Here is a 12,929-nt window from a genome sequence, read left to right as displayed (position 1 = left end):
AGTACGTTTTATAAATAAAGCTTCTTTACAATTTAGCACTGATAACTTTGCGCTTTTTACATGAAGTGATAGACATCATAGAACATAATATCAGTGATTCCCCTTTAAATAAAGTCCAAGAGCTTACATTTTAATCTAAGTATAATCAAATAGAAAAAGTAGTAATCCTTCTGATGTTGGAATTTGGAAGCACATCGCACAATGAGGCTATGAACACGAAAGATAAAAACGAAAAGGATTGAACAATGAAAAGTCTTTTAATTAAGTCCGCGATCGCTTCTGGTGTTGTTTTGTCCTTAGCTACTGTTACCCGTCCTGTAATGGCTGCGTCTTTTGCGGTATCAATAGAAAACCCAGGCGTGCAAAATGCACAATTATCAAATCTTGTTAATGCTCATATACAAAATTTTGATGCACAAACACAAGGTTACAGTGCAACAGGCTTTCAATGGAATGAAGGAACAACAAATATTGGTAGCTATCAGAAGACTCTGATCGTAAATGCAGATCAATATGGTGGTGCTGGTGGAACAGGCAAATATTTTGATGTAGATAGCAGTAGATCAGGTAATGGTCAAACGGTTTCTACCCTAAATTTGACAACCCCACAAAGTTACTTTGGACTTTGGTGGTCTGCGGGAGATAGTAATAACGTACTTACATTTCTTTCACAAGGTAAGGTTGTACAAAGTATAACTACTGCTGATGTGGTTAGTTATATCGCAAACCTACCAAATAAAGCCAGCTACTACGGTAATCCTAATTCGACATTCCAAAATCAGGATTCTGGAGAACCCTTTGCGTTCATCAACTTCTACGAAGTTGGCGGAACTTTTGATCAGGTTCAATTCAGCAATGTTGGCGGAACTGGTTTTGAATCAGATAATCATACAGTCGCCACTAGCTACAAGAGTATCACCGGTAATGTCGTTACAGCAGCAGTTCCTGAGTCTTCTTCTGTATTAGGAGTTTTTGTGATTGGTTTGGTAGGTGCTACTTCAGTCCTGACTCGTCGAGTCAATAAAAAGTCAGTTTTGCAATTGTCATAAGTGTAGCGGCTTGCAAATAAAACAATTTCTGGCTCACATTAAGGGTCTTCTGCACTTCTGATCATAATTAAGGGAATGTCACTCGAAACGTTAATAGCACTGTTTTTTTTGTTTCAGTCTTTATGCCGTTTGTCTTTGCAATTAGTATACTAACCGCAGTCGTTTTTGGGAAAAGTATTATAGAGATGCTGGACTTATGCGGTGCTGGTCTAAGTCTTGACCCTTCCAGCGTTGGATCATCAAGTTTCTCTGCAAACGTAAGAACGAGAAGTTGCTAAGTGGAAAGCAATTTTTTAAAAGATACTAATTCTAGCTCAGTAAGATTTGCCTGATTTTCTCTATAGTCTACTTCCAGACTTCACCTTCGCGTAGTGTGCCGTAGGCAGGATTTCAAAAGTTCCAATGAAAAGTCAACATTAAATACAAGTTAGGGCAAGCTTACTTAGGTAAGTTTGCCCTAATTCCTTTCCCATTTATTTTCTCATCAGCCGCTCTACAACACTTGGAGAAAGTTGCTGCTTTAGCTTGGAGATATCGGCATTACCCAGTCCAGAGGCTTAAAAACTGATCCTAAAGCCCAGGTCTTAAGATATCGATATGATAGAAAAGTAGATAAAAATTAAAAAATATTTATCGAATGGTGCTTCAATCATCTGGCTTGTCCAAAGTCAAAGACTCATTAACACAAAAAATCTTCTTGGGTAATGAACCCAATGCGGAGTTAATTGCAATTCTCACTGTTTACTTTGTCCAAGGAATTTTAGGGCTATCGCGTTTAGCCGTTAGCTTTTTCCTCAAAGATGAACTGCTGCTGAGTCCAGTCCAGGTTTCGGCGCTATTCGGAATTGTCTTGCTACCTTGGATGATCAAGCCAGTGTTTGGTTTTATCTCTGATGGCTTGCCTATATTTGGCTATCGTAGGCGTCCTTACTTGATTTTATCCGGGATACTGGGAACTGCTTCCTGGGTAAGTCTGGCCACAATAGTTCATACTACCTGGGCAGCTACGTTAGCGATCGCTCTTAGTTCTCTTAGTGTCGCCATGAGTGATGTCATAGTTGACTCACTGGTTGTTGAACGAGCCAGAGGCGAATCGCAAGCGAAAGCCGGTTCACTACAATCTGTGTGCTGGGGTGCTTCTGCGATCGGAGGTTTGATAACAGCATACTTTAGCGGTCTGCTACTTCAATACTTTACTACCCGTACTGTCTTTGCAATTACCGCCTTGTTTCCTCTCATCGTTTCAGGGGTAGCTTGGTTGATTGCTGAGTCCCCCGTTAGGAAAGATTCTCAAGATAATGATCACACCAACTCTTTACCAATCAAACATCAACTGAAGCAGCTACGCCAAGCCATTACCCAAAAAACAATTTGGCTACCAACGGCGTTTATCTTCGTCTGGCAAGCTACGCCAAGTGCTGACTCAGCCTTTTTCTACTTCTCTACCAACGAATTACACTTTGAACCAGAATTTTTGGGGCGGGTACACTTGGTAACAAGTTTCGCTTCTCTCGCAGGTGTTTGGATTTTTCAACGTTTCCTCAAAAGCATCCCTTTTCGCGTGATTTTTGCTTGGAGTACCGTCCTTTCGTCAATTTTGGGGATGACGATGCTGTTGTTGGTGACTCATACAAACAGGCGGTTGGGTATAGATGACCACTGGTTTAGTTTGGGTGATAGTGTTGTTCTTTCCGTGATGGGTCAAATTGCCTTTATGCAAGTGATGGTTCTAGCAGCAAGGCTTTGTCCCTCTGGTGTGGAAGCGACATTATTTGCCTTGTTAATGTCGGTGTTTAATTCTGCCGGAACGGTTTCTCGGGCATTTGGGGCATTAATCACGTATTGGCTGGGGATCACTGCAACGAACTTTGAGTCACTTTGGCTATTGGTGTTAATTACTAACCTCAGCACGCTATTGCCCCTACCATTTATCAACTGGCTACCTGCTGAAGATCAAACTGAGACACCCAAAGATGGGGAAAAACCGTTTTTGCCAGATTTGATGTCTGAGTTGGTACTGAGAGAGCCAGAGTCGAAAATAGTGGAATAGTGTAATAAATCTCACGCACTGGCGTAGCAAAGTCGCAAATAAATTATTAGCGGCTATATATTTTAGTGCAAAGTAACAATAAAAAATAAAGTACATGCAAAGTTTTAAAAGTCAAGAAAGCCCAGTTACAGAAAAATCCTACACTCGTGCAGACTGGCAAGGAGGATATCAATCTCTCACCCAAGAGTTTGATTATTGGATTGATGATATAGAAGGGCAAATTCCCAGACAATTACAAGGGACGCTATTTAGAAATGGCCCCGGTTTGCTAGATGTGAATGGGCAACCTCTTCATCACCCGTTTGATGGGGATGGAATGATTAGCAAAATTACCTTTACCAACGGTCGCGCTCATTTTCGCAACCGCTTTGTCCGCACAACTGGCTATTTGGCAGAGCAAAAGGCGGGAAAAATTCTCTATCGCGGTACTTTTGGTACTCAAAAACCTGGCGGTTGGCTAGCTAATATCTTCGACTTAAAACTCAAAAATATCGCCAATACAAATATTATCTATTGGGGTGGTAAACTGCTAGCACTCTGGGAAGCGGCTCAAGCATATCGCCTCGATCCTTATACTCTTGAAACACTGGGAAATGAATATTTTAATAGTGCTTTGTCAGCAAGTGAAGCTTTCGCTGCACATCCCCGCGTGGAAAACGATTGCGACGAAGATGGGGGCGCACCTTGCCTGGTAAATTTCTCGATTAAGCCGGGATTATCTACTACAATTACTATTTTCGAGCTAAACCCATCGGGTGAAATTATCAGACAGCACGCTCATAAGGTTCCAGGTTTCTGTTTCATACACGATTTTGTTATTACTGCCAATTACTGCATCTTCTTTCAGAATCCTGTCGTCTTTAATCCCATACCTTTCGCCTTGGGAATACGTGCGGCGGGAGAATGTATCAAATTTCAGCCGAATCAGCCAACTCAAATTCTAATTATTCCCCGCTTCCCTAAAGAAGGGCAAGAAAAGATAAAAATTCTGGAAACTCAGTCGGGTTTCGTCTTCCATCATGTTAATGCTTTTGAGGTAGGAGAGGAAGTTTTGATTGACTCCATTTGTTACCAAAATTTACCAGAAGTGGAACCCAAAAGCGATTTTCGACAAGTTGATTTTGAGGCACTTTCACCTGGGCAACTTTGGCGATTTTGTCTGAATCTAAAGGATGGGACAGTCCGGCGGGAATTGATTGATGGCCGTTGTTGTGAATTTGCCAACATACATCCAGCGAATGTAGGACGCTCTTATCGATATCTATATATAGGTGCGGCTCATGCAGAGACTGGTAATGCTCCCTTACAAGCATTGCTGAAAATTGATTTAGAGTCTGGAGAAAGACAATTTTGGAGTGCTGCACCCCGTGGTTTTGTAGGTGAACCGATTTTTGTCCCACGCCCAGATTCTGAAAAGGAAGATGATGGTTGGATATTAGCTTTAGTTTATGATGCTACTCATCACCGCTCAGATGTAGTGATTTTAGATGCCAGTGATTTCCATAAAGGAGTAATTGCTCGGCTACATCTCAAGCATCATATCCCCTATGGTTTGCATGGAAGCTTTACTTCTGAGGTTTTTGGGGAAATTTGATCCCCTATTTGGGTGAAACCATTTTTTCGCTGGCAATGATATGCAAATCGATATTTTTGAGCAAGCGCACCAATTTTTGCGTCAAAGATCCTTTGAGGAGCATTTGCCAGCGCGATCGCTGACTCTCTCCGATTACAATTTGGGTAATCCGATATTTTTCGGCGACTTGGGCGATCGCATTCGCTACGTTACTGTTGGTAACACGAATAAAACTACCTTCAAATTCTTTACACAATTTTTCACAAGTGTGGATGTGTAAGCTTTCCTCCTTGGTGAGGAAGCGTTCTGGATCGGCTACAAACAAGGTATAAAGCGGTGCGTTCATGTAGTTAGCTATCCTTGCACCCCGACGTAACAATTGCACTGAGTTGGGATAAGTGGATACACATACCAAAACCCGCTCATGAATATTACAAAATTGCCCGTTGGGAGTAGAGGCGTTCGCAAAGCGTGCGCGAAGCGCAATCGCATTTCCTTCCACGTTGTCTGCTACTTCCCGCAAAGCCAACTCCCGCAAAGCAATCAGGTTACGGCGTTGGAAAAAGTTATCGAGGGATTGTTGGATTTTTTGGGGTGCGTAAATCTTCCCTTCTAATAACCGTTCTTGCAGTGTTTCCGGTGTGACATCTACTACTACTATTTCATCTGCGTCATCCAGAATCTTGTCAGGAACACGCTCACGGACTACCACGCCAGTAATTCTGGCTACTAAGTCATTGAGACTTTCCAAATGTTGCACATTCATTGTGGAGTAGACATCAATACCTGCTGCCAAAATTACTTCTACATCTTCGTAGCGTTTTTCGCGTGGAGAATCAGGGACATTGGTATGGGCAAGTTCATCGATTAAGACTAATTGGGGCGTAGACGCAAAGCGGCTTGTCGCCAGACATCGCTTTAAAATAGCATCTGTATCCATGTCCGTTAGTGTCAACTCACCGCGAGGATATTCCTTACGGGCTATAATTTCCAGTCCCTCTGCCTTCTCAGCTGTCTCCTTGCGTCCGTGGGTTTCCAAAAGCCCAACGACGACATCAATTCCTTCCTGTTTGAGTGCGTGTCCCTCTTCCAACATCCGGTAGGTTTTGCCTACCCCAGGAGCCATGCCAATAAAAATTTTATGCTTACCCCGCCGTCGTGCCGGATAAAGAGAGTTACTTGCAGAATTTAAAGGTGCTGTGCCAGCCGAAGCAGTATTACTATTATCTGACATTTCATTCTTAGTATCTGTATGGCAATCCTATTTGATCAGAAAACGGCGCTTTCCCAATGCCCAATGACCCGTTTATTGATTTTGCTGACGATTAAAATCTTGCAAGTCAAGAGCATAATTCAATCGGAGAACATTGACTCCCGGTTCGCCAAAAATCCATAAAAATCTGCCATCACTATACTTATTAATTAAACGGAAAATGTCATCTTCTTTTACTCCCCGCGCACCAGCAACCCGCGTCAATTGCTGCCGAGCTGCTTTTAATGAAATATGCGGATCTAATCCAGAAGCAGACGTATAAATTATATCAGCAATTGGTTGAAGATTTTCATCTCGCAATTGATTTGCCTGTTCTAGAATCCGCTTCAGTAGCTCTGGATTGCTTGCAGCGAGATTGCTGGCTCCAGATATGCCAGTTGGCTTGGCTTTTTTGCCTTGGCTATATCTAACAGTACTGGGACGAGGATGGAAATATCGCTCAGATGTGAAGACTTGACCAATCAAAGCTGAACCAATTGGTTGATTATTTAGATTCCGCATGATGCTGCCATTCGCTTGATATGGCAAAAAAACTTGACCGACTACAAGGATTATCAGAGGATAGATGATTGCAGTCAACAACCAAAGCATTAGAGTGATGAAAATTGCTCTGATGGTTTCTCGAATAATAGCCATAATAAAGTTTTCCAATTGCTGCTAATATTTTATTTTTAATTTTTAATTCTTTTACCCAAGCAGAAGGACGTTTCAAGGTGCTGTCAGCAACAACGTAAACAACTGGGGCAATTACCACATTCAAGCACAGCAGGATAAAAATAGCGAGTGTTGAGAAGACACGCAGACAAACAGACATGGTGAATCAGTCTATAGCGCCGCATCAGTGCGTCCTCCACTCTTTGCGTCTTCTTTGGTAAGTATTGTTTATGCCATTGCGACCAAACAAAGGACATCGCCTGTATCAGATTCATTGGCAGAAACTTCTCCCAAACATCGACCTGTTTATTCATATTCTTTTTGTTCCCCACCTGAATAGGTAAAAGTAAAAATAAAAAAGGTCAAATGTTTATTATCTTACCTTAGTAAGATGCGCTTGTTTGGGAGCATCTCTACTTTTCTTGTCCTTAAGCCAAGCCCACAATTGTAATCAGTATATCTATCAATTTTATGGCGATAAATGGCGCAATCAACCCACCTAAGCCATAAATTAAGATATTACGTTGCATTAGCTGATTAGCTGTTAGAGGTCTAAACCGCACACCCTGCAATGCCAAGGGAATCAAAGCTGGAATAATCAAAGCGTTGTAAATCAGCGCTGATAGTACAGCAGACTTAGGGCTAGTCAAATTCATAATATTCAGGCTTTGCAGGTTAGCAGCGACAAATATCATTGGGATAATCGCAAAGTATTTAGCAATATCATTAGCGATAGAAAATGTAGTCAATGCCCCGCGAGTAATTAGCAATTGTTTACCAATGCTAATGATATCGAGCAGCTTTGTGGGATCGGAGTCCAAATCGACCATGTTGGCGGCTTCTTTTGCAGCTTGTGTTCCTGTATTCATCGCAACACCAACGTTAGCTTGGGCTAATGCTGGAGCATCGTTGGTTCCATCTCCCGTCATGGCAACCAGTTTACGTGCTGCTTGTTCCTTTTTAATGACGCTGATTTTGTCTTCTGGTGTGGCTTCGGCGATGAAGTCATCTACTCCAGCTTCTTTGGCAATCACAGAAGCTGTAATTCGGTTGTCTCCAGTTAGCATGATGGTACGCACTCCCATCCGTCGCAATTGCTCAAAGCGATCGCGGATACCAGGTTTAACTATATCTTTGAGATAAATAACCCCATAGATTTCGTTATCTAGGCTGACTGCTAGGGGTGTACCTCCCAGGCGAGAAACTCGTTCGTAGGTAGCATCCAGTTCTGCGCTATCGCGTTCGTTGTAGAAACGGACAAATCCTTTAATGGCTTCTACTGCTCCCTTCCTGGCCTCATGCCCTCCAGGCAAGTTGGTGCCACTCATGCGGGTTTCGGCGGAAAAATCAACTCCTTCTGCTTGACTGGAGTCAAAATCAAACTGTGCCCCTAGCTTTTCTGCCAATCGAACAATCGATTTACCTTCTGGTGTATTGTCAAAGACACTAGCCGCCCACGCAACATTAGCAATTTCCGACACTGAATGACCGTTAATTGGGATAAAATCTTCCGCCAAACGGTTGCCGAGGGTAATTGTACCTGTCTTATCCAGCACTAAAGTGGTGACATCTCCACAGGCTTCGACTGCTCGTCCAGAAATGGCAATGACGTTAAATTGGGCAACTCGATCCATACCAGCAATGCCGATGGTACTTAGTAAGCCGCCAATCGTTGTCGGAATTAATGCTACTAACAAAGCAATCAAAATTGGCACGCTGACTGGACTGTTGACATAGTAAGCAAGTGCGGGCAAGGTTACCACGACTAACAAAAATACTAAGCTCAGAACTGCCAGCAATACTGTCAGGGCAATTTCATTGGGTGTTTTGCTGCGTTCTGCCCCTTCCACCAAGGCAATCATCCGGTCAATAAAGCCTTTGCCTGGGTCAGATGTGATGCGGATAATTAGTTCATCTGAGATAATCCGCGTCCCACCAGTAACGGAACTAGTTACGTCGGAGCCTGATTCTTTCAATACTGGTGCCGATTCCCCAGTAATTGCCGATTCATCCACAGAGGCAACACCCATAATTACTTCGCCATCGGCGGGAATGATATCGCCAGCAACGACGTAAATGGTATCGCTCTGTTTCAGGCTGGTGGATGGAACTTCACTAAGTGTGCCATCGGGAGCAAGTTTTTTAGTTATCGTCTCTGATTTCGTTGATCGCAAAGCATCGGCTTGAGCTTTACCCCGCCCTTGGGCCAAGGCTTCGGCAAAATTGGCAAACCAAACTGTAAAGAATAAAATCCCCGACAACAAGCCGTTAAAAAGTTGCGGGTTCTTTTGGAGGGCTGGGCCAAATAGGTTGGGATCAATTGTTAGCAATAGGGTGATGATTGTCCCCACCCAAACCACAAACATCACTGGGTTTTTGATTGCATACTTAGGGTTGAGCTTGACAAAAGCATCTTTAATTGCGCTTAAGTACAGCCACTTAGTACTTATCTTCGCCTTTTTACGTGCTTGGCGGCGATCGCCAGCACGCGAATTTGGGCGTCTAGCTTTGAAGTTAGTTGCCACTTGATTTATAAATAAAGTTAAGAGTTAAGAACGCGATTAATCGGGTCTGTACAAGAGTTAGGAACGCGATTAATCGGGTCTGTACAAGAGTTAGGAGTTAGCAGTTATTAGGAATTTTCAATAAAAAATAGATCCAACCTGTAAGGTGCGTTACGCAATCGCTAACACAACACCAGTTGCTACAACAGATAGCGCAGCGTTAGCGAGTCAGACGCTACGCACAGTCGCTTTAAGCGAAGCCATGCCGTAGGCTTTACGCTGTGCTACTCTTGCGTCGGGAACCTCCCAACGGGAAAGCCACTCGCCTACAGCGCTGGACTCACCGCAACGCACTGGCTCCCCTACGAAATCGGATAATTTATTTATTTTTTGGTATTCTCTTAATTCCAAACTTATAACTCATAAATTTTCTAATTGCCAGATGCTAGTTTCAAACCCTCAGCTATGGGGCCTAACGCCAGAACGGGAAAGAAAGTCAACACTCCCAAAACCAATGTCACTCCAGCAGTGATACCAGTAAATACCAGAGAATCAGTTCTCAAAGTAGCAGGGGTTTCTTGTACTTGTTGTTTGCGAGACATCCCGTCAGCTAACAGTAAGATGGCAATCATCGGAATATAGCGTCCTCCTATTAAGCTAACTAAAGTACTCAAATTCCACCACAGGGTGTTATCTTTCAACCCCTCTAAGCCGGAGCCATTATTTGCTGCTGCTGAGGCGTATTCATAAACTACTTGAGAAATGCCGTGATAACCAGTATTGCTAATTCCAGACAGGGAGATGGGATAAGCCAAGGCGATCGCACTGGGAATCAAAATTACAATTGGGTGAATCAACAGCACCACACCAGCGAGGACGATTTCTGGCTTTTCAATTTTGCGTCCTAAAAACTCTGGGGTGCGTCCTGCCATTAGTCCAGTTAGGAACACTGTGAGAATTAAGTAAATGAATAGGTAAGCCGTTCCAGTTCCTTGACCACCCCAGATAACTTGAATAAACAAGTTGAAGAGAATCGAAAATATTCCTTGCGGCATTAAAGAATCGTGCATCCCGTTCACAGCACCAGACATAGTAGCTGTAGTCATAACTGCCCAGAATGCCGTTTGTGCCCAGCCAAACCGAACTTCTTTCCCCTCTAAATTGGGCTGTTCTAATCCAAAGGCATTATTAACAAGGGGATTACCTTGTAGTTCTCCAACGGCTGTCACTCCCACCAGAACTACAAAAATCACAAACACCATCCAAAAAAGTAGCCAAGCTTGTTTGATGTTGTTGGCAAATATACCGTAAGTATAAATCAAGGCTGCTGGTATAGAAATCATGGCAAGCATTTCTATTAAGTTAGAAGCGCCATTGGGATTTTCAAAGGGATGGGCTGAGTTTACGCCAAAAAAGCCACCGCCGTTGTCGCCCAAAAGTTTGATCATTTCAAAGGATGCTACCGGGCCTCTGGCAAGATATTGCGTCCCGCCTTCTAAGGTTCTCACATCCAGAGTCCCAGCTAATGTTTGTGGTACACCTACTACAAGCAAGGCGATCGCTCCAATAATCGAAATCGGCAGCAATATTCGCGTAATTCCACGGACGAGATCGACGTAAAAGTTTCCCAGTCTTCTACCCGTCAACCCGCGAATAAAGGCAATTCCCACAGATAAACCGGTGGCTGCTGAGGTGAACATCAAAAAGCCTAAAGCCGCTACCTGGCTAAAATAACTTAACGTTGTCTCACCTGCATAGTGTTGCTGGTCGGTATTCGTCACAAAGGAAATGGTTGTGTGCAGTAATACATCCCAATTGGGCGCACCGAAGCCGTTAGGATTCCACGGCAAGAGTCTCTGAAAATATATCAGCAAATACACTGAAATACCCATAATCAGGTTGCTGCACAGTACAGCCCGGATATACTCCCAACCTGTCATGTCATCTTTCCTGCGGACACCCGCTAGTACGAACATACTTCGCTCTATTGGGTTCATTAAAAAATCAAGCAGTGTTCTTTCTCCCAAAAAGACACGCGCTATGTATCTACCGAATAGCGGAGTGATTGCGATGACGATACATAGCGTTAAGCCAATTTGCAAAAAACCTTGTCCCATATATTTCGCGCTAAATTAAATTTAAGTGCTAGCAAGCCAATTATTAGAAATAAAAGATTAACTGTTGGGGTATTTCATTTTGAGGGATTTACTATTTTCGGTTCTTAGTCTTTTCCAGATACTTGTTAAACTTTTTGTTAAGATTATTTAAATTTTCCGGTTAATTCATCGCTCTCACTAATTAGGACTATTTGTTTATACAATACATTTTCAAAGTTTGCTACTTTCAAATAATATAAAATTATCTTGGCTTTTATTAATGGGATTAGGGATTGGCAAGATTGGGGTACATACTCTGCTCCTTGTGAGTAACTACCTAGTAGAGTCCGGCATAAATAAGCCACCAATTCCAAATCAACGAAACGCTTACGCTGTATTCATTTTGACTTATGACTTTTGAATGAGTGACTTCCGCCTTGCGGTATCAATCTCCTTTATTGCATCAGGATAATCCTAATTTTAGGATTAATTCTCAGCTTGGCATTTGCAGATATAGATTGCAGATAAATCATAATTGGTAAATTAAATAGTTATACAGATTGTATAATCACAATTTTTTAGTAAATCATAAATGACAATATTAAGGCGATTATTGACTATGAAAGAAGCTATAAATAAGCGGAGGGAGACATATGGGCTAATAGCGATCGCCTTTGCTATAGTAATAGGTTTGGAATATTTGACACCACCTGAGTACGTATTTGGCTACCTCTACACAGGGACAATTTTGTTAGCAGATTCTCGATTGAATCGGGCAGCAGTATTGGGGATCACTCTTGCAGCGACAGGATTAACATTGTTGAATTTGTTTGTCCCAGGAGGAGAAATAATTAATCCCCCAACGTTGGCAAATAGATTGATTGCAGTATTGGCATTGCTGGTAACGGGTTGGTTAAGCGATCGCAACCACCGCAATGAAGAAGCGATCGCTTATACGCAAGCACAATTACGCTCTCAAGAACAATTAGCTACCATGCGTGAAGATTTTATTTCTACCCTAACGCATGATTTGAAAACACCCCTATTAGGAGCAATTGAAACGCTGAAATATTTTCAAAATGAGCAATTTGGTGAAGTTACACCAATGCAAGCAAAAGTCCTACAAACAATGGCTCGTAGTCATCAAAGTACACTGCAATTAGTCCAAACTCTTTTAGATGTGTATCGCAATGATGCCGAAGGGCTGAAACTACAAATATCACCTGTTAACTTGGTGACAGTGGCGGAGGAGATCATCGCTACCTTGACTGAACTAGCGAGAACACGTCAGGTTTATATTTCTCTGCACTATGGGGAATCAGATTTTCGGAGCTTTCTTTGGGTAAATGGTGATCCTTTGCAACTAGGGCGAGTCTTTACAAATCTCCTGAGTAATGGCATTAATCATACCCCTCGTGGCGGTAAAGTGGAAGTAGTATTTGAAGGTTATTCTAGCGATCAAGTGGTAAAAATACTCGATACTGGTTCCGGCATTACCGAAGAAGAGTTACCCCACTTATTTGAGAGATTTTATCAAGGACATAGCGATCGCCACGTCTTTGGATCTGGACTAGGGCTTTATTTGACCAGGCAAATTATAGCTGCTCATGGCGGTACAATTTGGGCAGAGAATCGCTCACCACGAGGCGCACTGTTTGGTTTCCGACTCCCAGCTTGTCCACCACCAGGGAGATGAGGAGTGGGGCGAGGGAAGTAGGAGAGAAATAACC

9 protein-coding genes are annotated in these 12,929 nt (G+C 42.7%); 4 read left to right on the top strand and 5 right to left on the bottom strand.

Annotation, left to right across the window (positions count from 1 at the left end; all coding sequences use genetic code 11):
* Positions 1 to 245: 245 nt before the first annotated feature.
* The 3 genes from V7K35_RS11355 (at position 246) to V7K35_RS11345 (ending at position 4,693) form a co-directional block, all read left to right on the top strand.
* Positions 246 to 1,049 carry an Npun_F0296 family exosortase-dependent surface protein gene (locus tag V7K35_RS11355; protein ID WP_335078990.1) on the top strand — a complete coding sequence of 268 codons (804 nt, stop codon included), beginning with the start codon at positions 246 to 248 and terminating at the stop codon, positions 1,047 to 1,049.
* Positions 1,050 to 1,686: 637 nt separating this feature from the next.
* A complete protein-coding gene (locus tag V7K35_RS11350) occupies positions 1,687 to 3,099 on the top strand; it encodes a folate/biopterin family MFS transporter (protein WP_335078988.1) in 1,413 nt (470 codons plus the stop codon).
* A 94-nt stretch (positions 3,100 to 3,193) separates the two neighbouring features.
* Complete coding sequence (locus V7K35_RS11345) at positions 3,194 to 4,693, top strand: carotenoid oxygenase family protein (RefSeq protein WP_335078986.1); 1,500 nt, start codon at positions 3,194 to 3,196, stop codon at positions 4,691 to 4,693.
* 4 nt (positions 4,694 to 4,697) lie between these two features.
* On the opposite strand, the gene V7K35_RS11340 is transcribed toward V7K35_RS11345, so the two are convergent.
* The 5 genes from V7K35_RS11340 to kdpA all read right to left on the bottom strand — a co-directional run bounded on the left by V7K35_RS11340 (position 4,698) and on the right by kdpA (position 11,220).
* On the bottom strand, positions 4,698 to 5,906 hold the full coding sequence (locus V7K35_RS11340; protein ID WP_335078984.1) for a universal stress protein: 1,209 nt from the start codon (positions 5,904 to 5,906) through the stop codon (positions 4,698 to 4,700).
* Between the two features lie 72 nt (positions 5,907 to 5,978).
* Positions 5,979 to 6,581, bottom strand: a complete 603-nt coding sequence (gene kdpC, locus V7K35_RS11335; RefSeq protein WP_335078982.1) for a K(+)-transporting ATPase subunit C — start codon at positions 6,579 to 6,581, stop codon at positions 5,979 to 5,981.
* 446 nt (positions 6,582 to 7,027) lie between these two features.
* On the bottom strand, positions 7,028 to 9,133 hold the full coding sequence (gene kdpB / locus V7K35_RS11330; RefSeq protein WP_335079620.1) for a potassium-transporting ATPase subunit KdpB: 2,106 nt from the start codon (positions 9,131 to 9,133) through the stop codon (positions 7,028 to 7,030).
* A gap of 198 nt (positions 9,134 to 9,331) precedes the next feature.
* Positions 9,332 to 9,514 carry a hypothetical protein gene (locus tag V7K35_RS11325; RefSeq protein WP_335078980.1) on the bottom strand — a complete coding sequence of 61 codons (183 nt, stop codon included), beginning with the start codon at positions 9,512 to 9,514 and terminating at the stop codon, positions 9,332 to 9,334.
* A gap of 20 nt (positions 9,515 to 9,534) precedes the next feature.
* Positions 9,535 to 11,220, bottom strand: a complete 1,686-nt coding sequence (kdpA, locus tag V7K35_RS11320; RefSeq protein ID WP_335078978.1) for a potassium-transporting ATPase subunit KdpA — start codon at positions 11,218 to 11,220, stop codon at positions 9,535 to 9,537.
* A gap of 571 nt (positions 11,221 to 11,791) precedes the next feature.
* Between kdpA and V7K35_RS11315 the strand changes: the two genes are divergently transcribed.
* Positions 11,792 to 12,895 carry a sensor histidine kinase gene (locus tag V7K35_RS11315; RefSeq protein ID WP_442939715.1) on the top strand — a complete coding sequence of 368 codons (1,104 nt, stop codon included), beginning with the start codon at positions 11,792 to 11,794 and terminating at the stop codon, positions 12,893 to 12,895.
* Positions 12,896 to 12,929 lie beyond the last annotated feature (34 nt).

This window comes from Nostoc sp. (genome assembly GCF_036917275.1).
In the GTDB taxonomy this organism is placed as follows: Bacteria; Cyanobacteriota; Cyanobacteriia; order Cyanobacteriales; family Nostocaceae; genus Nostoc.
The sequence above is the reverse complement of the archived record's forward strand: the minus strand, read 5'-3'. Positions and strand labels throughout refer to the sequence as shown.

Bases quoted from the DNA above. Each gene is read 5' to 3' on its own strand.
- V7K35_RS11345 (WP_335078986.1), top strand. From the start codon at position 3,194: ATGCAAAGTTTTAAAAGTCAAGAAAGCCCAGTTACAGAAAAATCCTAC.
- kdpC (WP_335078982.1), bottom strand. From the start codon at position 6,581: ATGGCTATTATTCGAGAAACCATCAGAGCAATTTTCATCACTCTAATG.
- kdpA (WP_335078978.1), bottom strand. From the start codon at position 11,220: ATGGGACAAGGTTTTTTGCAAATTGGCTTAACGCTATGTATCGTCATC.
- V7K35_RS11340 (WP_335078984.1), bottom strand. From the start codon at position 5,906: ATGTCAGATAATAGTAATACTGCTTCGGCTGGCACAGCACCTTTAAAT.
- V7K35_RS11355 (WP_335078990.1), top strand. From the start codon at position 246: ATGAAAAGTCTTTTAATTAAGTCCGCGATCGCTTCTGGTGTTGTTTTG.
- V7K35_RS11350 (WP_335078988.1), top strand. From the start codon at position 1,687: ATGGTGCTTCAATCATCTGGCTTGTCCAAAGTCAAAGACTCATTAACA.
- V7K35_RS11315 (WP_442939715.1), top strand. From the start codon at position 11,792: ATGACAATATTAAGGCGATTATTGACTATGAAAGAAGCTATAAATAAG.